This window comes from Streptomyces sp. CA-111067 (assembly GCF_050956065.1).
Classification (GTDB): domain Bacteria; phylum Actinomycetota; class Actinomycetes; order Streptomycetales; family Streptomycetaceae; genus Actinacidiphila.
Genome location: NZ_CP192103.1, coordinates 5169449 through 5192814 on the forward strand (window position 1 = coordinate 5169449; position 23366 = coordinate 5192814).

A 23366-nucleotide genomic window follows, 5' to 3' on the forward strand; every position below is an offset into this window, starting at 1 on the left:
TCCTGGTACGTTTAGGTCTAAACGTCAGCTCCAACGTACAGCACCCGGCCGGAAAGGCGGCGCTCCTCGATGCCCGACGATCCCGACGACGGCGTCAGCGCTGATCCCGGTGGCGGCTCCGGTCACTCCGGCGGTCCCGGCGGTCCCGGCGGTCCCGGCGGGACGGACGAACGCGACGGGCCCGGGCCCGCCACCCCCTACCCCGTCGCCGAGATCGCCGCCGCCTGGCAGCGCGAGAGCCCGGGCACCCCGACCGAGTCCATCGAGATCGTGACCCCCATCTTCCGGCTCGCGAAGCTCTTCACCGACGACCGCGCCCGCGCGCTGCACGCCGCCGGCATCGACGCCGCCACCCTCGACCTGCTCTCGGTGATCCGCCGCTCAGGGCCGCCGTACGCGCTCACCACCCGGGAGATCGGCCGCCGCACGCTGGTGACCGCGGGCGCCGTCTCGCAGCGCGTCGCCCGCGCCGAACGCGACGGCCTCGTCACCCGCGCCGCCGCCCCGACCGGCCGCCGCGCCGTACTCGTCAGCCTGACCCCGGCCGGCCACGCCCTGATCGAACGCTCGGTGGACGGCGTGCTCAGCCGCGAAGCCGCCCTGGTGACGTCCCTCACGGAGGACGAGCGGCACACGCTGATCGCGCTGCTCGGCAAGCTCTCCGCCGACGTCACCCGCCGCGTCACCCCGGACGGCCCGCAGCCGTAGGCGGACCCGGCACCGTAAGAACGAGCCCGGCACCGTAAGAGCGGACCCGGCACCGTAAGGACAAGCTCGGCTCCGTGACCGCGGACCTGCCGCCGTACGAGCCGGCCCAGCACCGTCGATCCGGCCCCGCACCGTACAGGCCCCGCACCGTACAAGCCCCGCGCCGTACGAGCCGACCCGCCCCCCGTAACCGGCGGGGCCTCACTCCCCGAGCACCGCCAGCTCCACCCCCTCCAGCCGTTCCGGCGCCGCCACCACGTCGATGGCCGTGATCCTGTCGCCGTCGAAGCGGAACCGCAGCACCAGGAACAGCCGCCCGTACGGCGCCATCACCAGCCCGACCTCGCCGTCGATCAGCGCGAAGTCGGTGTGCTGCACGCGGGCCGCCGCGGCGCCCGCGCCCTGCGCCACGAACTTCGCGCCGCGGATCACCAGCGGAGCGGGGGTGGGGCCGGCCTCGGGGTCGGCGCGCAGGACGACATCCGGGTCGAGGACGGCGACCAGCGCGTCGAGGTCGCCGCCGCGGGAGGCGGCGAGGAAGGCGTCGATCACGCGGCGCTGCCTTGCCAGGTCGGCGCCCGGCGCCGGGGCGCCGCCCCTGACGCGGCGGCGGGCGCGGCTGGCGAGCTGCCGGGTCGCGGCGGCGGAACGTTCGACCAGCGGGCCGATCTCGTCGAAGGGGACGGCGAACAGGTCGTGCAGGACGAAGGCGAGGCGCTCCGCCGGGGTCAGCCGGTCGAGCACCACCAGCATCGCCAGCCCCACCGAATCGGCGAGCAGCGCCTCGCCCTCCGGGTCGAGCGCGCCCTCCTCGTGGCCGCCGATCTGGTCGGGGACGCGCAGCTCGGGCAGCACGTCGGGGCGCAGCGCGGGCGCCCCCTCGCCGGGGATCTCCAGCGGTTCCTCGCGGCGGGTGGCCCGCGTCCGCAGCATGTTCAGGCAGATCCGGCCGGTGACGGTGGTCAGCCACGCGGCGAGGTTCTCGACGTCGGCGGTGCCGGCGCGGGTGGCGCGCAGCCACGTCTCCTGGACGGCGTCGTCGGCCTCGCTCGCCGAGCCGAGCATCCGGTACGCCACCGCGCGCAGCCGCCCGCGCTGCTGCTCGAACGCGTCAAGGAGCCGGTCGTTCTCGTCCATCGGTCACATTCCCCGTCCGTGCCGTGTCAACAAGGCAGAGCCTACGAAACCCCGCCGGCAGGGCCGGGGCCGGGCATGAGAACGGGAGCAATCATGACGCCAACGATCCTGGTCACCGGCGGCACGGGCACGCTGGGCCGGCACACCACGCCGCTGCTGCGGGCCGCGGGGCACGAGCTGCGGGTGCTGAGCCGGCACGAGCGGGAGGCCGCGGACGGCATCGAGTACGTGGCCTGCGACCTGATCGAGGGGGACGGGATCGAGCCCGCGCTCGACGGCATCGAGACGGTGCTGCACCTGGCCGGGGCCAACAAGGGGGACGACGTGGCGACCGCGAACCTGGTGCGGGCCGCGGCCCGGGCCGGCGTGCGGCACTTCGTCTACATCTCGATCATCGGGGCGGACCGGGTGCCGATCGGGTACCTGAAGACGAAGCTGCGCGCGGAGCAGGCGGTGGCGGGGTCGGGCATCCCGTTCACCATTCTGCGGGCCGCGCAGTTCCACGAGCTGGTGCTCACGATGGCGCGGACGATGACGAGACTCCCGGTGACGCCCGTGCCGGGCGGTCTGCGGCTCCAGCCGGTCGCCGCGCGCGAGGTCGCCGTGCGGCTGGCAGAACTGACGCTCGGCGAGCCCGCCGGTTACGTGCCGGACCTGGCCGGTCCGAAGCTCTACGACTTCGGCGAGCTGACGGCCGACTACCTCGCGGCCCACGGCAAACGCCGCCGCCCCCGGCTCCCGCTCCGCCTCCCCGGCAAGACGGGCCGCGCGTACCGGGCGGGGGAGAACTTGTCGCTCGACGCGGCGGAGACGGGCGAGCAGACGTGGGAACAGTTCCTGGCCGAACAGCCCCGCTGACCCCGCCTCCCACCACCGATGCCCCGTCCCGCCCGGGCCTCGGCTGCCCCCGGGGTTGGCCCCGGCCCCCGGGTGCGCCCCGTAGGGGCGCGGGGCTGTGTCTGATTTGCGGCTCCGCCGCGTGGGCGCGACCAGCGCTGGCCCCGGCTTCACCAGGGGCGCGGGGAACTGCGCGACAAGCCCCCACCGGCCGGTGGACGGCGAAAGACCGGATCTGCAACGGTGGGTTGCCGCCCGTAGCCGGCTGCAGCACCGTCGTGGCTGGTCGCGCAGTTCCCCGCGCCCCTACGGGGCACGTCCGGGGCGGGGGCGGGCGAGACCGGGGTCTTAACGGGCGCGGGGCTGCGTCTGGTGTGCGGCTCCGCCGCGTGGGCGCGGCCAGCCCACGACGGTGCTGCACCTTGAACACCGGCCCCAGCGGGGCAGAGGGTCAACCACCGGCCGGAGGCCGGTTAGCCGGGGAGGGACATCCGCTGCGTCCCGATCACCGAGAGCAACCGCAGCGCCTCCTCCGAGCGCGAACCCGGCGTAGCCGTATAGATCACGACCCGCTGGTCCCGATCCGCGATATCGAGCGCGTCGCAGTTCACGGTCACCGCACCCACCACCGGGTGCTGGAACGTCTTGCAGAGCGTCGGCTCCGCCGCGACATCGTGTGACGCCCACAACCGGGCGAACTCCTCACTCCCCGCGCGGAGTTCGCGCACCAGACCGGTCACCTCCGGATCGTCGGGGTAACGAGCCGCGGTGGCACGCAAGTTCTGGGCCGCGGTCCGGGCGAACCCGTCCACGTCCGAAACCCCGTACAGCCGGCGCCCGTCGGGGTGCGGCAGCAGGAACGCCCGGCGCAGGAGGTTGCGTTCGCGGCGCGGCAGCGCGGAGAAGTCCTCCATCAGAGCGGCGGCGAGGTCGTTCCAGGCGATCACCTCGTACGTCGCCGAGGTCACGAACGCCGCGGACTGCGGCAGCCGTTGGATCAAATCCAGGATGCTCTGCCGCACCTCGCGCGACGGCCCGGGCGGCGGTCCGGGCGGCGCGCCCGCGAGGTGGTGCAGGTGGTCGCGTTCGGCGTCCGAGAGCCGCAGCGCGCGGGCGAGCCCGGCCAGCACCTCCCGCGACGGGCGCGGGCCGCGCGCCTGCTCAAGGCGCGTGTAGTACTCGACCGAGATGTACGCGAGCTGCGCCGCCTCCTCGCGCCGCAGCCCCGGCGTGCGGCGCCGCGTCCCGGCCGGCAGCCCCACGTCAGCGGGGCTGATCCGCTCACGCCTGCTGCGCAGGAACGCCGCCAGCTCTTGTCTGTCCACGCTTCCAGTGTGCGCCGGCCCTCCCGGCCGAGCCAGGTACCACCGGTGCCTGGATGCGCCCCGGCGCCCGCCGCACGCTCGGTGCCATGAACACCACGGACACCACGGACACGACACAGCAGAACGAGAGCGCGCCGACCGCCGGCCTCCTGGCCGGCAAGATCGCCTTCATCACCGGCGCCGGCCGCGGCATCGGCGCCGCCGCGGCCCGGCTGTTCGCCCGGGAGGGCGCGAGCCTGCTGCTCGCGGCCCGTACCGAGGCCGAGCTCAAGGCCGTCACCGAGCAGGTCAGGGCGGCGGGCGGCACCGCCGAGTACGTCGTGTGCGATCTGGCCGACGCCACCTCCGTACGCGCCGCCGTCGACCGTGCCGTACAGCTGTACGGCCGCATGGACCTCGCCTTCAACAACGGCGCGACCATCACCCCGCCCGGCCCCGTCGACCAGGTGCCGGAGGCCGACTTCGACCACCTCTACGCCGTCAACCTCAGGGGCCCGTGGCTGGCGATGGCCGCCGAGGTCGCCGCCATCCGGGCCACGGCCGGCACCGGCGCGATCGTCAACAACTCCAGCGTCGGCAGCCTGAAGGCCAACCCCGAACTGCCCGCGTACGGCGCGATGAAGCGGGCCGTCAACAGCCTGACCGAGTCCGCCGCCGTCACCTTCGGCCCCGAGGGCATCCGGGTCAACGCGATCGCCCCCGGCGGCACGCTCACCGAGATGATCCGCACCTGGGAGGGCCACTCGCCCGGCCTCGTCGAGCGGATCACGGCCAGGTCGCCGCTGCGCCGCGCCGCCGACCCCGCCGAGATCGCCGAGGCAGCGGCGTGGCTGCTCAGCGACCGCGCGTCGTACGTGAACGGGACGGTGCTGCGGGTGGACGGCGGGTCGCTGGCGTGACGTCGGGCGCCTGACGCGGGGCGCGGGGCCGGGTACGGGCGCCCTGCGCGTACAGGGGGCGTACGGGCCCGGGCCGGTCAGGCGGTCCGCCAGGGACGGAGCTTCTCCGGGTTCCGCACCGACCAGATGTGCTTGATCCGCCCGTCCACGATGTGGAACGCCGTCACCCCGTCCGTGACCCCGTCCTCCTGGATGACCAGGCCGGGCTGCCCGTTGACGGTGGTCTCCAGGATCGTGACGCCGGGCCGCGACTGCGCGATGTTCAGGTAGACGCGGGCGATCTCCAGGCTGCCCTGGACCGGTTCCAGCACCGTCCTGGCCAGCCCGCCGCCGTCGGCGATCAGCGTGGCGTCGGGGTCGAGGAGGCCGACGAGGGCGTCGATGTCCTTGGCCTGCCAGGCGAGTTTGAAGTCCCTGACGATGCCGGCCTGCTGGGCGGTGGGCGTCACCGCCGCCCGCGACGCGCGGATACGGCGGCGGGCCGACGAGGCCAGCTGGCGGCACGCGGCCGGCGTGCGGCCGGTGATCTCGGCGATCTCGGTGAAGGGGTAGCGGAAGACGTCGTGCAGGATGAACGCGACGCGCTCGGCCGGGGTCATCGCGTCGAGCACGACGAGGAACGCCATGTTGACGGACTCGTCGAGCGTCACCCGGTCCGCCGGATCGACCGCCGCGCCACCCGTCCGTACGGCCGCCCACTCCGTCGGCTCCGGCAGCGGCTCGGGAATCCACTCGCCCACATACCGCTCCCGCCGAGCCCGCGCCGAACCGAGCAGATCCAGACAGATGCGGCTGGCGACCGTCGTCAGCCACGCCCCGGGGCTGTGGATCGCGTCCTGCTGCTGCCGTGGCATCGCGTACCACCGGGCGTACGTCTCCTGGACGGCGTCCTCGGCGTCGGCGAGCGAGCCGAGCAGGCGGTAGGTGAGGTTGATGAGCTGACGACGCTCGCTCATGATCGCGCTCAGCGCGGCGTCGGGCTGGCCATGCCCCGGTTGGCCGTGGGCCGCCTGGCGGCCGGGCCGGGGGCGACTGGAATCTGGGCCGCCGGGACCGTGGCCGCTGGGGTTTTGCTGGCCGGGACTCTGCGCGCTTGGGTTTTGGCTGCCGGGGTTTTGCTGGCCGGGCCCCTGCTCCCCGGGTTCTTGCCCGCCGGGGCTTTGCTGGCCGGGCCCCTGCCCGCCGGGGCCTTGCCGGCCGGGGCCCTTGCCGTCGGGCGCGCGGCTGCCGCGTTCTGGCTCGGATCCGGTGTTCATCGTGCTGCCATTCTCCTTCCGCGGGGTCCCCTGGAGCCCGCCCCACTCATCCGACGGGATACCGCGCCGATCTGTGAGGCGGCGCGCGCGGCCTGACATTCCGGGGAGCCGTCTCGTCGGACGGTCGAGGCACCGCTGAGACGGCGGTGCGGGCGCCGGCGGCAGCTGCCGGCGCGAGCGGACCGGCGGGGGAGACCCGCCGCGACCAGCCCAGGGAGACACCATGACCGCCACCCCGATCACCCCGATCACCCCGACCACGCCGGCCACCTCGCTTCCCACGACGGAGTTCGCCGGCCCGGCGTCCGAGGAGGCGCTGCGGCGGGCCGCGACCGCGCTGACGGCCCACGGGTTCGCCGTCGAAGTGCTCGACGACGTCTCCGCGGCGCGGACCCGCGTCAGGGATCTGATTCCGGCCGGGGTCGAGGTGTTCACCTCGGCCAGCGAGACGCTGCGGCTGTCCGGCATCAACGAGGACCTCAACACCAGCGGGCGGTACCTGCCGGTCAGGCCGCGGGTCCTGGCGATGGACCGGGCCACGGAAGGGGACGACATCCGGCGGCTGACGTCCTGCCCCGACTACGTCGTGGGGAGCGTCGCCGCGGTGACCGAGACGGGGTCCGTCGTGGTCGCGTCGGGCAGCGGCAGCCAACTGCCCGCTTACTCCGGCGGGGCGGGGCGGGCGATCTGGATCGTCGGCGCGCAGAAGGTCGTGCCGGACCTGGGGACGGCGCTGCGCCGCGTGGAGGAGCACGCTTTTCCGCTGGAGAACGTCCGCTCGAAGGAGGTGTACGGGGTGCCGAGCGCGATCAACCGCTTGCTGATCATGAACGCGGAGCCCTTCCCCGGCCGCGCGACGATTCTCCTCCTTCGCACCCCGATCGGCTTCTGACCTCGGGTCCCGGTTACGCGATATCCCCCCGGCCGGGGCCCGGTAGCCCTCCCAACGGCGCACGCCCCCACCCTGACCCCGGGCCGGCCCCGGTTGCGCCCCGGCCGGGGGACGTGCCCATAGGAGCGCGGGGCTGCTGGTGTTTAGCGGCTTCGCCGCGTGGGCGCGATCAGTGCGGGTCCTGGCTTCACCAGGGGTGCGAGGCTGTGTCTGATCTGCGGCTCCGCCGCGTGGGCGCGACCAGCGCGAGTCCCGGCTTCACCAGGGGCGCGGGGAACTGCGCGACAAGCCCCCACCGGCCGGTGGACGGCAAAAGACCGGATCTGCAACGGCGGGTTGCCGCCCGTACCCGGCTTCAGCATCGTCGTGGCTGGTCGCGCAGTTCCCCGCGCCCCTACGGGGCACGTCCGGGGCCGGGGCCCCTGCGGCCAAGCCGGGAAACGCACTCGGGGCGCGGCGCCTAACCCCGAGGCGCGACGGGAAACCGGGGCGCAACCGTAAGCGGGGCGCGGGGCTGCTGTTGGTTTGCGGCTCCGCCGCGTGGGCGCGACCAGCGCGAGTCCCGGCTTCACCAGGGGCGCGGGGAACTGCGCGACAAGCCCCCACCGGCCGGTGGTCGGCGAAAGACCGGATCTGCAACGGCGGGTTGCCGCCCGTAGCCGGCTTCAGCATCGTCGTGGCTGGTCGCGCAGTTCCCCGCGCCCCCTACGGGGCGCAACCGTAACCGGGGCCCGGCGCCGAGCCGCGCAACCGGGGCCCGGCGCCGAGCCGTGCAACCGGGGCGCAACCGTAACCGGGACCCGGCGCCGAGCCGCGCAACCGGGGCGCAACCGTAACCGGGACCCGGCGCCGAGCCGCGGAACCGGGGCCCGGCGCCGAGCCGCGGAACCGGGGCGCAACCGTGACCGGGGCCCGGCGCCGAGCCGCGGAAGTGGCGGCCGGGGCCGTCCCTGGAGAACGGAGCCCGGGGCTATGGCGTGCGGGTCAAAGTGTGGAGTTCGGCCAGAGCGCCAGCGGCAAAGCGTTCGAACGGGGTGGCACCGGGATCGCGGATCCACTCCTCGAAAGCCACCCGCATCACGCTCGCCCCCACCAGCCCCGCCAGCGCAGCGCCCCGCTCGGGGACGCCGCGCTCGCGCAGTGCCCGGGCCACGCCCGCGGAAAGGGCCGCCCCCTTGATCAGCTCGCGTTCCTGGAGTTCGGGGCTGGACGCGATGATCCGGTGCCGCGTCCCGGCGAACTCGCTCGCCTCCTCGAAGCGGACCGCCGCCGCGGAGAGCGCCGCCTCGAGCATGCCGAGCGCCGAGGTCCCGTCCGGGGCCGCCTCGATCGCGGTCACCATCTGCTGTTCGAGCAGCTCGGAGCCCCAGAAGAGCACCTCGCGCTTGTCGGTGAAGTAGCGGAAGAACGTCCGCTTCGTGAGCCCGGCGCGTTCGGCGATCTCCGCGACGGTCGTCTCCTCGTACCCGCGCTCGCCGTAGAGCGTCAGGGCCGCCTCCTGAAGCCGTTGCCGCGCGTCCGGCGCCCATCTGCCCATGCGGGAAGCCTAGCCGATGTCACCTGGTGTCATGACGGCGCTAAGCTGATGGCACCAGGTGACATCAGCCACCAGGAGCCATCGTCGAGGAGAGTTCTCATGCGTGTTTTCGTCACGGGTGCGTCCGGGCACATGGGCTCGGCAGTCGTCCCCGAGCTGCTGCGGGCCGGCCACCAGGTCGTGGGCCTCGCGCGTTCCGACCGCGCCGCCGAGACGCTGAAGGCCGCCGGCGCCGAGGTCAGGCGCGGTGACCTCGACGACCTCGACGGGCTGCACGAGGCCGCCGCGGCGGCCGACGGCGTCATCCACCTCGCCTTCAAGCACGACCTGATGGGCGCGGGCCGGATGGACGACGCGGTCGCCGCCGACCTCGCCGCCGTCGAAGCGCTCGGCGCGCCGCTCGAAGGGACGGGCAAGCCGCTCGTCATCACCTCCGGCACCCTCATGCTCATCCCGCTCGGCATCACCGGACGGTCCGGCACCGAGGCCGACGTCGCCGCCGGCGGTCCGCGGGCCGACGCCGAGAACCTGGTGATCGGGCTGGCCGAACGCGGCGTGCGGTCGTCCGTCGTCCGGCTGCCGCCCATCGTGCACAGCCCGCTCGACCACCACGGCTTCACCCGCATCCTGGTCGCCATCGCCCGGCAGACCGGCGCGTCCGCCTACGTGGGCGACGGCGCCAACCGCTGGCCGTCGGTGCACACCCTCGACGCGGCCCGGGTCTACCGGCTGGCCCTGGAGACGGCCCCGCCCGGCAGCCGGCTGCACGCGGTCGCGGACGAGGGCATCCCGTTCCGCGCCATAGCGTCCGCCATCGCCCGCGGCGCGGACGTGCCCGTGGTCAGCGTGACGGCCGAGGAGGCCGCCGGCCGCTTCGCCTTCCTCGGCCCGGCCGTGGCCCTGGACAACCCGTCGTCCAGCGAGACGACCCGCGCCCTGCTCGACTGGTCCCCGACCCACCCGGGCCTGCTCGAAGACCTGACCGAGCCCCACTACTTCACCCAGCCGTGACGGCCCGGCCCTGACGGCCCGGCCCTGACAGCCCGGCCGTGACGGCCCGGCCGTGACGGCCCGGCCCGCGGGGCCGCGTCGCCGCCCAGCCCCGTACGGTGCGGCCGCCGTCAGCTGCCGATGGTCTTCCAGAAGCCGCACTGGTGCTCCTGGGCGAGATCGACCGGCTCGGTCTTCCCCGGTTGCAGCGACTGCACGTGCTGGCCGGTTCCGAACCGCGGCCAGGGCGCCGTACCGGGACCGTTCGGGTCGCCGGTGTAGGCGAAGTGGGCCCAGTAGCGCACCATCGTGTCCGCGAGCTGGTGCTGCGCGGGGGTGGCCGGGCCGGGCAGCTGCTCGTCGTCGAAGAGGTACTCCAACTCGCTGCCGTGGAACGCCCCGGTGGGGAAGTTCGGCTTCTTGAGCGTGCTGAACCAGGGGGCGTCCTGGTCGTCGAACTCGTACGCGTAGGTGGGCACTTGACGGTTCAGGGCCTGGTCCCGGCCGAGGGTCGTGCATCCCCAGGCCCAGTCGGTGACGACCGTGGACAGCGCCTCGCCGGGGGACGTGAAGCCGTCGGCGGGGTAACGGGCCAGGACGCGGGCCGCGTCGGCCGGGCTGAAGAGCGTCCGGATCTGCTCCTGGTAACTGGCGTCGGTCGTCGTCTGGCCGGTGGCGGCCTCGATGGCCGCGGTGAACAGGCGGTGTTCGTCCCGGGTGGTTCCCTGGATGATCGGGACCCGGTTGAAGTGGCCGCTGGCGAAGCCCTGTTGCGGGCTGACGGGCAGGACGCCGCCGCCGACCGACGGTCCTGACCCGAGTCCGTCGTCGGACCACTTCAAGAGCTCCGGCACGGACAGTTCGCGCAGGCAGGCCGCCGCTGTCCGGGGGTCGGAGCAGCCGACCTGCGCCGCCACGTCGAGCCCGTGCTGCTCGCGCTCGGCGCGCGGCAGTGGGAACCAAGTCGGCGGTCCCGGCGACCAGTTGCGTCCCGTGCACTCGGCGCTCTGCAGGATCGCCTTCTGGAACAGGCCCGCCGACCCCGGCGCCACGAGGTGCGAGCAGACGCTGGTGCCGCCGGCCGACTCGCCGAAGAGCGTGACGTTCGCCGCGTCGCCGCCGAACGCCGCCGCGTTGCGATGCACCCACCGCAGGGCGGCCTGCTGGTCCTCCAGGCCGAAGTTGCCCGACAGGTGCTCGGCCCGGCCGTGGTCAAGCGCCGGGTGGTCGAGGAAGCCGAAGATGCCGAGCCGGTAGTTGAAGCTGACCACGATCACCTGGCCCGTGGCGGCCAGCCGCTGCGCGTCGTACAGGCTCCCGGCGCCGTTGATGTAGCCGTTGCCGTGGATCCACACCATCACCGGCAACTTGCGGGCGCTGCTGGTGCGTTGCGGCGTGGTGACGTTCAGATAGAGGCAGTCCTCGCTGATGCTCTCCTTGTCGATGAGCCCTTCCGCCTGTGCGCACCGGTCGCCGGGTGCGGTCGCCTTCCGTACGCCCGACCAGGACGCGGCCGGCTGCGGCGAGGCCCAGCGCAGCGGGCCCTTCGGCGGGGCGGCGTAAGGGATGCCCTGGAACAGCCGGGTGTCCGTGCCGAGGCGGCCCTCGACCAGGCCGGTGTCCGTCCTGACCACGGGGGCGCCCCGGCCGCCGTCGGCCTCCTGTCCTTTCTGCTGCGCTGCCTGCGAGTATCCGGCCGCGCCGCTGAGCATGGCGCCGCAGAGCAGGGCGGTCAGCAGGGCCCGTAGCCGCGTCCGCCGCGCGACCTGCGACCAGCGATGCCCTCGTGAGTGATCCGCGCGTGTGGGATCCATCGGTGCTCACATCCTCATACAGTTCGTGTGGGGTCCACACTAATATAAAGTGTGGGGCACCCACAAAGTCAATGGCCGCCTGGATGAGAGATGGCGCGACAGGGAGACTGGGAGACTGGCCCGATGCCGACGAGTGACGACGAGCCGCTGCCACCTGGCCTCGCCCTGGCGTGGGGGCTGCCCGCCAAGACGGGGCGACTGGGCCGCAAGCCCTCGCAGAGCGTCGAGGGCATCGTCGAGGCGGCCGTCCGGCTGGCCGACGAGGAAGGCTTCGCGGCGCTGTCCATGCCGAACGTCGCCAAGCGGGTGGGGCTCAGCGCGAACGCGGTCTACCGGTACGTCAGCTCGCGGGACGAGCTGCTGGTGCTCGCCGCCGAGGCGGCGTGGGGGCCGGCGCCTGACCTGGAATCGGGGACGGGGACGGGGACGGGCCCGGAGGGCGGCGGGGGCCCGGGGGCTGGCGCGGGCCAGGAAACGGGCACGGGAGCCGGCCCGGACCGGGGAGCCGGCCCGGACCCGCGAGCCGGCGCGGGCCGGTGGCGAGCCTCGGCGGCCACCTGGACCAGGGCGATGATCGAGCGGTGCGACACCCACCCCTGGCTGTCCGACCTGCCCATCCGGGGGGCGCCGGTGACCCCGAACCTGCTGCGCTGGACGGAAGTGCTGCTCCAAGCGCTCACCGGCGCCGGACTGAGCACCGCCGAATCACTGGGGTGCGCGCTGCTGCTCGACGGTTACGCGCGGCGCATCGCCGCTGCCCGCCGCGACGTGCGCGAAAGCAGTGCGGCCCCGGTCCAGTCGGCCGCCGTGAGCCGGTTCCTCCAGCCGCTCCTGCGGGAGCACGGCTACCCCATCCTGGCGTCGATGATGACGGAGAACGAGTACGACGACGAGGTCCACGAGGACGACGTGGAGTTCGGCCTGACCCGCATCCTGGACGGGATCGAGGTCCTGATCGGCCGCCGGACGAAGCCCGGCGCCCCGTAAAAGCCTCCTGGCGGGCCGTCGCGAGCCGCCGCGGGCCGTCGCGGGCCGTCCGTTGCCGGTCGGGGGCCGGTCGCGGACCTTCGGGGGGCCGGGATCGGGCCGGGGGCGGGGAACGGTTGTGGGCCGGGCGGGTGATGTTCGTCATGGGCGGATCCCCCCATCCGCACCGAAATCCCCACCCCGTCCCCGCATATGACTCTGACGTTTTACCTTCGCCCCTCCCGTCACACCGCCGGAAACCACTAGGGTCGCGTGAGGTCTTCGGGGGAGAGATGGAGTCGCTTGATGTCCGCTGCCAAGCGCGGCACCGAACGGCCCTCAGCCACCCGCACCGGGGCCGAGGGCCCCGGCGGCATGCCGACGGACGCCCCTGACCCCACCCGCAGCCGCGGAGCGCGAGCGCACGAGCGCGAGCACCAGCACGCGCAGGAACCCGCTGACGACGCCGACGTCACGGCGCACGACGCCGACGGCACCGCGCACGCCGACCGCACCGGCCACGACGATGGCACCGGCCGCGCCGACGGCACTGGGCGGGACGACGTCACCGCGCACGCCGACCCCGGCCCGCCCCCGCCGGGCGCCATCAGCCTGCCGCGCCAGCGGCAGGACCCGTCGGCCCCGGCCCCGCTCACCCTCCTCGTCGTCGGCGACGACCCGACCGGCGCCTTCACCGCACCCTCCTTCCAGGACGGCGGCGGCCCCCGGATCCGCGTGCTGCGGGCCCGCAACCTCACCGCCGCCGGCCGGCTGCTCACCGACGACGTGCACTGCATCCTGCTCGACCTGCCCGACGTCCTGGACGCCGTACGCCACTTCCAGCGGGTGGCCCCGGACACCGCGATCCTGGTCCTCACCGACGGCGACAGCGACGTCGAGCCGCGGGAAGGCCGTGAAAGTCGTGACGGCCGCGACGGCCGGGAAGGCGGGGCCCCGGGCCATGGGCCGGATCTCGGCCAGGCCGCCGAGGCGGTACGGATCGGCGCGCAGGACCACCTCGCCCGCGACGAGGTCGACGCCGCCACCATCACCCGCGCCGTCCGCTACGCGATCGAGCGAAAACGCGCCGACCTCGCCCAGCACCAGCTCAGCGAGACCGCGCTGATCGCCCAGGAGAACACCCGGCTGGAGCGCGGCCTGCTGCCGACCCCGCTGCTGGAGGGCGCCGACCTGCGGTTCGCCGCCCGCTACCGCCCCGGCCGCAGCCGCGCGCTGCTCGGCGGTGACTTCTACGACACCGTCCGCACCCCGGACGGCACCGTGCACGCGATGATCGGCGACGTCTGCGGCCACGGCCCGGACGCCGCCGCGCTGGGCGTCCAACTCCGCATCGCCTGGCGCGCGTTGATCTTCGCCGGGCTCGGCGGCGACGTCCTGCTGCGCACCCTCCAGCAGGTGCTGGAGCACGAGCGCGCCGACGACGAGATCTTCGCGACCCTGTGCACTCTGGTCATCGCGCCCGACCGCCGCTCCGCCGACCTCTATCTGGCCGGCCACCCGGCCCCGCTGCTGGCCCGCCCCGGCGCCGCGCCGGAGCTGCTACCGTCCGACGACGGCGGCCCGGCCCTCGGCCTGCTGCCGGACGCCGACTGGCAGCCCGTCCCGGTGCGGCTGGACGGCGACTGGCGGCTGATGCTCTACACCGACGGCCTGATCGAGGGCCGGATCGGCCAGGGCAGCCGGCGGCTCGGCCAGGACGGCATGCTGACGATCACCACCCGGCTGCTCGAACAGGGCCTGGGCGGCGAGGCGTTGCTCGACGCGGCCGTCACGGAGGCGCGGGAGCTGAACGGCGGCGAGCTGACCGACGACGTGGCCCTCGTCCTGCTGGAGCGCCGCCCGTAACGGGGACGGCGGGCGGGCACGTACGCCCGGGACCACCGGGGCGCGGGCGCCGGGCGGCGCCATACCCGTACCGGCGGCGCCATCCCCGTACCGGCGGCGCCATACCCGTACCAGTTGTGCCCGTTTGGCGGCCCGCCGCGAGCCCCGTTGCCGTCCTCCGCGAGTAACGTCGGTGCGCGTCGCGTACGTCAGGGGCGGCGGCCCGGCCGGCAACGGCGACCGCGAGCCCCCGTTGTGGAGGTCTTCATGGAACTCGGGCTGCACTACTGGAACTACAGCACCCCGGCCGATCCGACCCAGATCGCGCCGACCCTCGCCGAGACCGCACGGGCCGCCGAACAGGCCGGGATCACCTCGTTCACCGTCATGGACCACTACTTCCAGATGGAGTTCAACGGCGGCCGGGCCGAGGAGCCGATGCTGGAGGGCTACACCACGCTCGGCTACGTGGCCGCGCTGACCGAGCGCATGTCGCTCGGCCTGATGGTCACCGGGGTGATGTACCGGCACCCCGGCCTGCTCGCGAAGATCGTCACCACGCTCGACGTGCTCTCCGCCGGCCGGGCGGTGCTGGGCATCGGCGCGTCCTGGTACGAGCGGGAGCAGCGCGGCCTGGGCGTGCCGGTGGTGCCGGTGACGGAGCGGTTCGAACGGCTGGAGGAGACGTTGCAGATCTGCCTCCAGATGTGGAGCGACGACAACGGCCCGTACGAGGGCCGGCACTACCAGCTCGCCGAGACCCTGTGCGTCCCCGCGCCGCTGCGCCGCCCCCGTCCGCCGATCATGATCGGCGGCGGCGGTGAGAAGAAGACGCTGCGGCTGGTGGCGCAGTACGGGGACGCGTGCAACCTGTTCGGCACGTCGGTGGACGATGTCACGCACAAGCTGGACGTACTGCGCGCGCACTGCGCGGACGTCGGGCGCGACTACGACGAGATCAAGAAGACGGTGCTGCACAGCCGGAAGCCGGTGCTGGACGACCCGGAGGCGTTCCTGTCGGACGTGCGGGGTTACGCCGGCCTCGGCGTGACGCAGGTGGAGGTGGTGCCGGACCGCGACCCGCGGGAGTTCGTGGAGGCGCTGGCGGGGGGCGTGCTGCCGCGGTTGGCCGAGATCGGCTGAGGCGGCTCGTTGTAGGAGGCCGGGGCCTGGGCGCGCGTCAGCCGGGGATCAGCTCGGGGCCCCGGGCTCAGCCGTTGTAGGGGCCGTAGGGCCCGTCGCTGCTGCTGCCGCCCCGGCCGCCGCGGCGCGGGCCGCCCCGCCGGCCGGGGAACCCGCCGCGCCCTATCCGGCGCGGCGTCTGGCTGTTCGCGGTGACCTCACGGAGCGCCGGCCGCACGTCGACCATGTACACGATCACCGCGATCAGGCCCAGCACCGGCAGGAACGACAGGATCGAGAAGAACTTCATCACCACGGCGGCGATACCGAGGAAGATCAGCCACATGCCCTTGTTCTGCTTGTTCGCGGCGCGGTAGGCGTCCGGACGGCGGAAGACCGCGTCGACGAACGCGAACAGCGCGAAGAGGAAGAGCGCCCACGAGAGCAGGGCGATCGCCCCGAAGAACCCCGTGACCAACACGCCGTCCACCGCCTTCTTGTCGCCTGATCCGCTGCTGTGGCTGCTGCCGCACCAGCCGTTACCGCACCTGCTGCCGAAACGCTGTCACCGCCGTTGCCGCCGTTACCGCAACCGTACCGGTCGTGACGGGGGAGATGACAGGAGAACGGACCGGGCCCGCAAAGCGTGCCCGGCCCGTGTCACGGAGGTGCCGCCGTCACCCGGCAGGCGCAACCGTCCTACCAGCCCATCTGCCTACTTGTCCGTCTTCTTCGGCGCGGCCTTGCGGGCGGCCGGCGCCTTCTTGGCCGGGTCGGCGGCCTTGGGCGCGGCCTTCTGCGCCTTGGGCGCCGGCTTCGGCTCGACCACGGCGGCGATCTCCACGACCTCGTCGGCCGCCTCGCCGCGCCAGCCGGCCACCGCGCCCTTGCCGCGTACGGCCAGGTCGTCGTAGGTCTCGCGGGCCTTGACCGCGTACTCGGCGGCGCGGCCGACCGACTGGAGGGCCAGGTCCTGCACGGACTCGCCGAGCTTCTTCAGGTCCAGGTTCAGGTCGAGGCCGGCGAAGGTCTCGTTGAGCCTGCTCTGGGCGCCCTTGGCCTGCGTGGTGACCCGCTCCTGCACGACCTTGGGGTCGGTGCCGCGCAGCTTCTCGAACTGCTCGGGCGCCTGCACCCGGAGCTTCTCGAGCAGGACGGGCACCTCGCGGAGCTTCTCCGCGGCGAGGTCGGCGGTGCCGGCGACCGCGTAGAGGGGGGTGGGGTTGCGCAGGGTCTTCATCATGTCATCGGTCATGGTCATTTTTCGGATTCCTCCTGTACGAGGCCGAGGCTCGACTGCGTCCCCGTACCCGCTGCTTCTTCGTCTGTTCCCGGGCTCCGCACCGAGTCCGGGGCCGCACTTCCGAGGTCCGCGGCGGTGGCGTTCTCCTTGCGGAAGGACTCGTAGATCTGAATGAGCACCTGCTTCTGCCGCTCGTTGATCGACGGATCCGTCAGGATCGCCGCCGGCACCTCCAGCTCGTCCCGCTCCCGCGCGTCCAGCATCCCGGCCTGCACGTAGAGCGTCTCCGCCGAGATCCGCAGCGCCTTGGCCAGCTGCTGGAGGATCTCCGCACTAGGCTTCCGCAGCCCGCGCTCGATCTGGCTCAGATACGGATTCGACACACCGGCCGCCTCCGCCAACTGCCGCAAACTCAACGACGCCCCGCGCCGCTGCTCCCGCAGGTACTCCCCGAGATTCCCGACCTTCAACGCCGCCATACCCCGAGCCTGCCCCACCCCGCTAACTTTTGCAAGCACACCGCTTGCAAGTGTGTCCCCCGACACGCGGGCGGGCGGTGTGTGTCCCGTAAGGCTGAACCTTGCGGATTCCAGTTCAACCTTGCGAGGGGAGTTGCGAGCGTTGGCGTGACCTTGCGAATCGCGGTGGCGTTGGCTCCGTCGTGGTGGTTGAACTGCGCGGTGTACGCGGTGGGGCGGTTGGTCCGCCGAACGAGGGGTTCGAGGTCGGCCCCTGACCACCTACACACCCGGCGGCGTCCGCGGCAACCTCCCCGGCCTCGCAGCGAACCGGCTCGCCCGACACGAGAAGAGCGCGATGTGGTTCAGCCGGCTCCGCCGGAACCAGGGCCGCACACTCCTCTTCCACGGACACCTCAAGCCAGTCCTCGCCCGCAAGTGGACACCGAAGTACGAGCGCTGGGAAGGCACCATCTGGCACAGCACACGCATCGACGACCTCATTAAGAACGACGCCACGCGCCGCCGCGAACGAGGCGAGGGCACAGTGCGCCTGCCAACCCCGAGGGCTCCAGTCCAACCCCAATCAGCAACCGGCTGACGGCCAGCCTTACGCAGGTCGGCATAGGGTCCAGGGACGCTGGCTGCCGCCCAAAATCGCTCGCCGTCCAACAGAAACATGAGGCACCGTGACCCCATGAGCGACAAAGGGCTGAACCACGACGGGACGATCACACGGGAGGGCGTGCTGGACCGAGTGCCCGAAGCATTCGCCCCTGTCGTCGCCGCGGCCCGAGATCAGATCACCGAGACATTCGTCAGCGCACGGCTGCACAGCGCCTACCTCTACGGCAGCATCCCCCGAGGCACCGCCGTCGCCGGGGTCTCCGACCTCGACCTGCTACTCGCCCTCCACAACGAACCGACCGAAGCCGACCGCGCCGAGGCCGAGACGATCGAGGCCGCACTCGACCATTCCTTCCCCCAGATCAACGGGGTCGGCATCCTCCTGTTCAGCTCGCGCACCCTGCTCAGCGAACTCGAACGCCATGACCTCGGCTTCTTTGTCGCCTGCCTGTGCACCCCGCTGCTGGGCAGCGACCTCGCCGAGCAGCTCCCCCGCTACTGCCCCACGGCCCTGCTGGCCCGCGAGACGAACGGCGACCTCGCCCTCGCGCTTCCGCGCTGGCGCACCCGAGCCGCCGAAGCCGTGACCGACGCCGAACGCAAGGTTCTCAGCCGAGGAGTCGCCCGCCGGCTCGTCCGCACAGGGTTCACACTGATCATGCCCCGCTGGGGCGGCTGGACCAGTGACCTCGGCCAGTCCGCCGAACTCTTCGGCCGCTACTACCCCGAGCGAACTCAGCAGATGCGCGTGGCCGCGGCCACCGGCCGCAGCCCTTCAGCTGATCCGGCCGTACTCACCCTGCTCATCGACGACCTGGCTCCATGGCTCGCAGCCGAATACACAGCCGTGCACGGCGAGAAAGCGCTGCGCCCCTGAACGAGCACCCCGCTCATCGAATTCGCAAGGTGACCCTGCACAGATCTTGCGACACGCGAGACTCCATCCCTGCGAGTCGCAGACCACCACGCCAAGGTGTCGCAGACATAAATCGCAAAGGACATGACTGAGCACGACACGTGTCGTACGCGCACGACGGAGGAACTCCGGTGACGAGGGGCGTGGTGGCGGCCTAGCGTTCGGCTCATGAGATCTCCGGACGGTGCCGACGCCATGGACGAGTCGGCGGGTGTGGTCATCCGCTGTCAGGACAGCCGGGCCGTGGGCGTGAAGTTCTGTGATCGGTTCAGCTTCGACGAGGACTCGGTGCACTATGCGGTCGAGATTTGGGCCCCGGGGCTGACCGCTCGTGTGGACGAGGTGGTGGCCTGGGTCTGGGACGGCGATCTCGCCCCGTTCCTGGCGAGGCTCGCCGCCGACTACCGGGGGTGGGACGGCGAGCGGAGCTGGCAGACGAACGACCGGGATCTTGCGGTGTCGGCGGTCTTCCGTTCCGGCGGGCACGTCGGACTGACCTGGACCTTGCGGCCGTGGCCGAGGGCCGCAGGCGGCTGGGACGCTTCGGTGACGACCTGGTTGGAGGGCGGCGAGCAGATGGCTTCTCTGGCGGCCGGCGTCCGGCACTTCCTCGCCGGGGAGCAGCAGTGACGTCCGGGCTGCGCATGAGCTGGACGCTGGAGGGCCGCGGATGGGCCGGCTGCATCCTTGAGGATCAGTACGCGAAGGCCGAGCTCACCGCGTCCTACATCACTAGTGCGCCCGAGGAGCTTCTGGCCGCGGTGACCCGGCTTGTCACGGGTGGGACGGAGGCCCGTGTCCAGTTCGAGGCCGAGCCGACCGCCTACCGGTGGATCTTCTCTCGCGAGGGCGACGACGTCCGGATCCGGGTGCTGTACCTGCGCGACGGGCGGGACGGCGACGACAGGGGGTCGGTGGTCTGGTCCGGCCGGGCCGGCGTTCACCCGCTCGCGCGGGCGGTGATCCGCTGCTTCGACGAGGTGGCACGGACCTACGGTGAGAGCGGCTACGACGAGACGTGGGGGAGGCCCTTCCCCGGGTTCGAACTCGAAGCCCTCAGGCGGCTTTGGCGCTCGCGGGAACGTGCCCGGGACTGAGGCCCGGCGCCCGGAAAATCCATCGACGGCCTCGCGGGTCCGCCCCTAGCCTGGTGGCATGTCCCACGCGAAGACCTCGTACGTCTGCCTGCCGTGCAGAGCCTCGTACAAACAGCCCTACCGCGGGGACCACGAGCGGATCTGCCCGCGCTGCGCAGAGCCTCTGATCCACGTGGGGTCGGCCTTCGCCGCCCCCCGGCGCCGGGACGTCGCGGCCTGGCGGACCCTCACCGTGCTGCTCAACGCGGGCGTCCGGTTCCACAAGAGCTGCTGCGGCGTCACCGGTTACCGCCCCCGCACCCGCCGCGAGGTACGCGAGCGGATGGCGTACGCGCGGCGGACCGGCGAGCCCTTCGCTCGGGCGCTCGTGCGCCGCGAGCTGCCGTAACGCCGCCCCCGGCGGCAGATCAGGACGTGCGGGCCGAGTGACTTCCTGTCACCGAGCGCGGGTACTGGCCGGCCTCGACAGCATCCGCGCCGCCGATCCACCGGTGACCGGTGCTGCTCCTGCTTACCGTGGCTCCATGGCGCTACGTGCTCACCTCCACCGGCTCAACCAGCGGCACCCATGGAGCCACAACGACCACTTCGGCCCCTGGATCGCCCGCCGGGTGGCCGGAGCCGGGGCGCGTCACGTCCTTGACGTCGGGTGCGGCACGGGGAACCTTGCCGCGCTGCTGCGCCGGCGGGCCGTCACCGTCACCGGGCTCGAACCCGACCCCCAGATGGCCCGGGCCGCGGCGGAGCGCTTCGCTGACGACCCCGCGGTCACCATCGTTGAAGCCGGCTTCGCCGGGCGGCGGGACCCGCAGCGGCGCTTCGACGCGATCACCCTGGTCGCCGTCCTGCACCACCTGCCCCTGGCGCCCACTCTGCGGGAGCTGCGCGGCTGCCTCGCCCCGGGCGGGCGGCTCGTGATCGTCGGCTGCTACCGGGAGAGCGGGCCCGTCGATCGGCTCGTCTCCCTGCTGTCCGTGCTCCTGAATCCGGTCATGGGCCTGATCAGACATCCGGCCCGCGCCGCCGCGCCGCCCCTGCACATGACGGCGCCTACCGCAGACCCGCAGGAGACCCTGAGCGATATCCGGACCGCGGCCGGGCGAGAGCTGCCCGGCGCCCGGATACGCCGCCGCCTGTTCTGGCGGTACAGCCTGGTGTACGACGCTGCGCCTGCGGATTCGGCACAGTCCTGACCCCGATCACAAGATCGGCGACGTTCTCCGTGGCGACGATGGCCGCGAGCGGCGGCTCGGCCGGCCCCGGAGCCGGCCCGCCTAGCCGTGCAGCCAGATCCGCAGCGGACCGACCGGCTCGAAGCCGTGGCGGAGGGCGACCGCCAGGTCGTCGCCGTGCTCGTAGCCGACCACCGGCAGGGTGGGGAACAGCCGCTGCACCGCGTCGAGTACGAGTGGCCAGGCCGCGTCAGGGCTGCCGTCCAGGGCGAAGACATTGGAGATTCCGACCACCCGGTCGCTGCGGCTCGCCACCGCTCCGACGACCACGTGGCCGTCAGCAGACTGTCCGGCGAGTACGAACGTGGCCGGGTCGTCGAGCAGTTCGGCCCGGAAGAGGTCCGCGTGGCCGGCCCCGTCGTCCCAGGCGAGCGCCCAGGCGCGCAGCGCGTCCGGGTCGCCGACCACGTCCCAGGCGAGGTCCGCCCCGGTGGCGGCCGCACGCGCCGGGCGGTGGATCCACTGTGCTTCGAACAGCACCTGGAAGCCGGCCTCCACCAGGTCGAGGTCGGCGAAGCTGTCCTTGACGGAGGCGCCGGGCGCGACGGTGTCGATCCGGGCTGCCAGTGCGGCCGGGTCGGCACCCGGTACCAGCGTCACCGCGTCGGGGTAATACAGCGGCGTTCGGACCGGGGCGGCCCAGGACTGTGCCGTGAAGTCGCCCGCCAGGCCGTGAGACCGGCTCATCGCCGCGCACCACTCGGCGTTGTTGCGCGCGGCGGCCTGGACCAGGAGCTGCTTCGGCGTCGTCACGGGTGCGGATCTTTCTCCATCCGGGCCACGTCTGTCGAACGGTTTCCGCCGTGCGACCGCCTCGCGCGGCGGAGGAGCAGCACGCGGGGCGGAGGCCCCGCCGGGCAGGTGCTCAGGTGCTCAAGTGCTCGTGCTGCATTTTCCACGTGCCGTCGCGCCGCACGATCACGTTGGTGCCGCGGCCCCCGCCGGAACGGGGCCGGCCGTCGACCAGGCCCGTCCAGGAGAAGCGGTATCGGCACACCGCGTGGTCGGCGGTCATGACGATCCATTCGAGATCCCTTATCTCGTACACCTCGTGCTGGATGGCCGCGAAGGTCCGCTCGATCGCGCCCCCGATCTCCCCGAGGCCCCGATGGGAGCCGTCGGAGAACCAGTAGACGGCGTCCGGGACGATCAACGGCACGACACGGTCGATGTCGTGGCTGTTGGTGGCCTGCTCGTACCGGGTCATGAACGCGGTGAGCTCGGCGGCCAGATCTGACATGGACGTCCTCCAGCGGGGTCGGGGCGCGGCGCGGGCTACAGCGTGGCGGGTGTGCATTTGGTGAGGTGGACGATGAGTTGGGAGGCGAGGAACCACTTCTCCAGGTCGGGGCGGTGGCGGTAGGGGAGGTTCTCGTCGGCGGGGTAGGGGACGGCTTTCGCGTCGTGGTTGGGAACGTAGAAGCCGCCGGACACGCCCCACACGCGGGGGTTGGCGCTGCGGACGCAGACGGGGTCGGTCAGGTGCGGGCACAACCGGACGGCGAGGCGGGCGCAGGGCGGGCAGATCGGCGGCTTGGAGGTGAAGCCCTGGTCCGCCGAATCCCCCATCGCCTGCGTCAGTCGGGTGTACTGCGACAGGAACAGCCAGCCCTGTTCGGTGCGTTCGGCCGGCTTCCCGCAGACTTGGCACAACCGGTGCAGGAGCGCCTCGCGCTGCCGTACCGAATGCATCGCCTCGAAGATGGGCCGCCCCGACCCGGGCGCGGCCGGAATCCGCGCCCACAACACCCCGTGCTCGTCGCGGTCTTCGGGCCGCTCGTCGCTGTACGCGAGCCCCGCCCCGAACGGCCTCGCGATCAACCGGCTGATATCCGGTTCCTCACCGCTCCACGCGGCGGCGAACGGAACGGGCAATTTCTTGGCGCCCCAGGTGAGTTGTGGCGGCTGTGCCCCGGTCGTGGACATCGGTTTTCCCTTTCTCGCGTTCTTGAACAGCCCGTGCGGTAGCGCCGCTCTCGATCAACTGGCGGCGATTCGGGCCCAGACGGTTTTCCCGCCGCCGTGCGGGTCCCTCACGACGCCCCACCGGCCCCCGGTCAAGGCGTCCACGAGCCCGAGCCCGCGCCCGTTTTCGGCGTCCGGCCCGGCGACCCGCAGCTGGGGTGCGACGGGGCTGCCGTCCGACACCTCAAGGCGCACCCCACCCGTGCCGTCGCGTTCGTACCTGGTCCCGACCTCGCGGGTCCGCGCAGCGGCGTGCCGGACAGCGTTGGTGAGGAGTTCACTGAGCACGAGCTCGGCGGCGTCGGCGAGTTCGGGCAGCCCCCAGTCACCCATGACGGCCCTGAGATCGTGCCGCGCCCGCGAAATGGAGGAGGCGGCGCACGGCCATTGCGTAATTACGCGTGGCGGCGTGACCACCGCAGCCGCAACAACCTTATTTCGAGCGGCCGTTCGCATAGCCAACTGTCCTTTCGCCGCGCCCTGCCGGTGTGGTCTCACTC

Annotated in this window: 25 protein-coding genes; 13 read left to right on the forward strand and 12 right to left on the reverse strand. The window is 72.8% G+C overall.

Annotation, left to right across the window (positions count from 1 at the left end; translation table 11 throughout):
* The first annotated feature begins 69 nt into the window (after window positions 1–69).
* Window positions 70–708, forward strand: a complete 639-nt coding sequence (locus tag ACQPW6_RS22600; RefSeq protein ID WP_433891489.1) for a MarR family winged helix-turn-helix transcriptional regulator — start codon at window positions 70–72, stop codon at window positions 706–708.
* 201 nt (window positions 709–909) lie between these two features.
* Here the strand turns inward: ACQPW6_RS22600 and ACQPW6_RS22605 are convergent, their stop codons facing one another.
* Window positions 910–1845 (reverse strand): sigma-70 family RNA polymerase sigma factor, encoded by a 936-nt coding sequence (locus ACQPW6_RS22605; protein ID WP_433891490.1) that lies wholly within the window; start codon window positions 1843–1845, stop codon window positions 910–912.
* Between the two features lie 93 nt (window positions 1846–1938).
* Between ACQPW6_RS22605 and ACQPW6_RS22610 the strand changes: the two genes are divergently transcribed.
* Window positions 1939–2703, forward strand: coding sequence for an SDR family oxidoreductase (locus tag ACQPW6_RS22610; RefSeq protein WP_433891491.1), 765 nt, complete (start codon window positions 1939–1941; stop codon window positions 2701–2703).
* Between the two features lie 452 nt (window positions 2704–3155).
* Here ACQPW6_RS22610 and ACQPW6_RS22615 read toward each other — a convergent pair whose 3' ends face one another.
* The gene (locus ACQPW6_RS22615; protein ID WP_433891492.1) at window positions 3156–4007 is read right to left on the reverse strand and encodes a helix-turn-helix transcriptional regulator; all 852 of its coding nucleotides are present in this window, start codon (window positions 4005–4007) and stop codon (window positions 3156–3158) included.
* A gap of 86 nt (window positions 4008–4093) precedes the next feature.
* Between ACQPW6_RS22615 and ACQPW6_RS22620 the strand changes: the two genes are divergently transcribed.
* On the forward strand, window positions 4094–4906 hold the full coding sequence (locus ACQPW6_RS22620; RefSeq protein ID WP_433891493.1) for an SDR family NAD(P)-dependent oxidoreductase: 813 nt from the start codon (window positions 4094–4096) through the stop codon (window positions 4904–4906).
* Between the two features lie 77 nt (window positions 4907–4983).
* Here ACQPW6_RS22620 and sigJ read toward each other — a convergent pair whose 3' ends face one another.
* A complete protein-coding gene (gene sigJ / locus ACQPW6_RS22625) occupies window positions 4984–5862 on the reverse strand; it encodes an RNA polymerase sigma factor SigJ (protein ID WP_433891494.1) in 879 nt (292 codons plus the stop codon).
* Window positions 5863–6385: 523 nt separating this feature from the next.
* Here sigJ and ACQPW6_RS22630 point away from each other — a divergent pair.
* Window positions 6386–7054 (forward strand): LUD domain-containing protein, encoded by a 669-nt coding sequence (locus ACQPW6_RS22630; protein ID WP_433891495.1) that lies wholly within the window; start codon window positions 6386–6388, stop codon window positions 7052–7054.
* Between the two features lie 970 nt (window positions 7055–8024).
* On the opposite strand, the gene ACQPW6_RS22635 is transcribed toward ACQPW6_RS22630, so the two are convergent.
* Window positions 8025–8591, reverse strand: coding sequence for a TetR family transcriptional regulator (locus tag ACQPW6_RS22635; RefSeq protein WP_433891496.1), 567 nt, complete (start codon window positions 8589–8591; stop codon window positions 8025–8027).
* Between the two features lie 99 nt (window positions 8592–8690).
* Here ACQPW6_RS22635 and ACQPW6_RS22640 point away from each other — a divergent pair, with 99 nt between their 5' ends.
* Complete coding sequence (locus tag ACQPW6_RS22640; protein ID WP_433891497.1) at window positions 8691–9602, forward strand: SDR family oxidoreductase; 912 nt, start codon at window positions 8691–8693, stop codon at window positions 9600–9602.
* Between the two features lie 110 nt (window positions 9603–9712).
* Here the strand turns inward: ACQPW6_RS22640 and ACQPW6_RS22645 are convergent, their stop codons facing one another.
* Complete coding sequence (locus tag ACQPW6_RS22645; RefSeq protein WP_433891498.1) at window positions 9713–11395, reverse strand: carboxylesterase/lipase family protein; 1683 nt, start codon at window positions 11393–11395, stop codon at window positions 9713–9715.
* A gap of 123 nt (window positions 11396–11518) precedes the next feature.
* Between ACQPW6_RS22645 and ACQPW6_RS22650 the strand changes: the two genes are divergently transcribed.
* The 3 genes from ACQPW6_RS22650 (at window position 11519) to ACQPW6_RS22660 (ending at window position 15349) form a co-directional block, all read left to right on the forward strand.
* Window positions 11519–12382: a TetR/AcrR family transcriptional regulator gene (locus tag ACQPW6_RS22650; protein ID WP_433891499.1), complete on the forward strand. Its 864-nt coding sequence runs from the start codon at window positions 11519–11521 to the stop codon at window positions 12380–12382.
* 285 nt (window positions 12383–12667) lie between these two features.
* Window positions 12668–14227 carry a PP2C family protein-serine/threonine phosphatase gene (locus ACQPW6_RS22655; RefSeq protein WP_433891500.1) on the forward strand — a complete coding sequence of 520 codons (1560 nt, stop codon included), beginning with the start codon at window positions 12668–12670 and terminating at the stop codon, window positions 14225–14227.
* A 246-nt stretch (window positions 14228–14473) separates the two neighbouring features.
* Window positions 14474–15349 (forward strand): LLM class F420-dependent oxidoreductase, encoded by an 876-nt coding sequence (locus ACQPW6_RS22660; protein ID WP_433891501.1) that lies wholly within the window; start codon window positions 14474–14476, stop codon window positions 15347–15349.
* A gap of 67 nt (window positions 15350–15416) precedes the next feature.
* Here the strand turns inward: ACQPW6_RS22660 and ACQPW6_RS22665 are convergent, their stop codons facing one another.
* The 3 genes from ACQPW6_RS22665 to ACQPW6_RS22675 all read right to left on the reverse strand — a co-directional run bounded on the left by ACQPW6_RS22665 (window position 15417) and on the right by ACQPW6_RS22675 (window position 17050).
* Window positions 15417–15809: a DUF2516 family protein gene (locus tag ACQPW6_RS22665; protein WP_433894625.1), complete on the reverse strand. Its 393-nt coding sequence runs from the start codon at window positions 15807–15809 to the stop codon at window positions 15417–15419.
* Window positions 15810–16043: 234 nt separating this feature from the next.
* The gene (locus ACQPW6_RS22670) at window positions 16044–16589 is read right to left on the reverse strand and encodes a hypothetical protein (protein WP_433891502.1); all 546 of its coding nucleotides are present in this window, start codon (window positions 16587–16589) and stop codon (window positions 16044–16046) included.
* On the reverse strand, window positions 16586–17050 hold the full coding sequence (locus tag ACQPW6_RS22675; protein WP_433891503.1) for a helix-turn-helix domain-containing protein: 465 nt from the start codon (window positions 17048–17050) through the stop codon (window positions 16586–16588). Before ACQPW6_RS22675 ends, ACQPW6_RS22670 begins: the two co-directional genes overlap by 4 nt.
* Before the next feature lie 676 nt (window positions 17051–17726).
* Between ACQPW6_RS22675 and ACQPW6_RS22680 the strand changes: the two genes are divergently transcribed.
* The 5 genes from ACQPW6_RS22680 (at window position 17727) to ACQPW6_RS22700 (ending at window position 20862) form a co-directional block, all read left to right on the forward strand.
* Window positions 17727–18533, forward strand: a complete 807-nt coding sequence (locus ACQPW6_RS22680; protein ID WP_433891504.1) for a nucleotidyltransferase — start codon at window positions 17727–17729, stop codon at window positions 18531–18533.
* 207 nt (window positions 18534–18740) lie between these two features.
* Window positions 18741–19202 (forward strand): DUF6228 family protein, encoded by a 462-nt coding sequence (locus tag ACQPW6_RS22685; RefSeq protein WP_433891505.1) that lies wholly within the window; start codon window positions 18741–18743, stop codon window positions 19200–19202.
* Window positions 19199–19669 (forward strand): hypothetical protein, encoded by a 471-nt coding sequence (locus tag ACQPW6_RS22690; protein ID WP_433891506.1) that lies wholly within the window; start codon window positions 19199–19201, stop codon window positions 19667–19669. The genes ACQPW6_RS22685 and ACQPW6_RS22690 overlap by 4 nt, the downstream gene beginning before the upstream one ends.
* 58 nt (window positions 19670–19727) lie before the next feature.
* On the forward strand, window positions 19728–20057 hold the full coding sequence (locus tag ACQPW6_RS22695; protein WP_433891507.1) for a deoxyxylulose-5-phosphate synthase: 330 nt from the start codon (window positions 19728–19730) through the stop codon (window positions 20055–20057).
* 136 nt (window positions 20058–20193) lie between these two features.
* On the forward strand, window positions 20194–20862 hold the full coding sequence (locus ACQPW6_RS22700; protein WP_433891508.1) for a class I SAM-dependent methyltransferase: 669 nt from the start codon (window positions 20194–20196) through the stop codon (window positions 20860–20862).
* Window positions 20863–20943: 81 nt separating this feature from the next.
* Here ACQPW6_RS22700 and ACQPW6_RS22705 read toward each other — a convergent pair whose 3' ends face one another.
* The 4 genes from ACQPW6_RS22705 to ACQPW6_RS22720 all read right to left on the reverse strand — a co-directional run bounded on the left by ACQPW6_RS22705 (window position 20944) and on the right by ACQPW6_RS22720 (window position 23283).
* The gene (locus ACQPW6_RS22705; RefSeq protein WP_433891509.1) at window positions 20944–21654 is read right to left on the reverse strand and encodes a hypothetical protein; all 711 of its coding nucleotides are present in this window, start codon (window positions 21652–21654) and stop codon (window positions 20944–20946) included.
* Between the two features lie 112 nt (window positions 21655–21766).
* A complete protein-coding gene (locus tag ACQPW6_RS22710; protein WP_433891510.1) occupies window positions 21767–22141 on the reverse strand; it encodes a YybH family protein in 375 nt (124 codons plus the stop codon).
* 35 nt (window positions 22142–22176) lie between these two features.
* Window positions 22177–22827: a hypothetical protein gene (locus tag ACQPW6_RS22715; protein WP_433891511.1), complete on the reverse strand. Its 651-nt coding sequence runs from the start codon at window positions 22825–22827 to the stop codon at window positions 22177–22179.
* A 54-nt stretch (window positions 22828–22881) separates the two neighbouring features.
* Entirely contained in the window at window positions 22882–23283 is a 402-nt protein-coding gene (locus tag ACQPW6_RS22720; protein ID WP_433894626.1) for an ATP-binding protein, read from the reverse strand.
* Window positions 23284–23366: the final 83 nt, after the last annotated feature.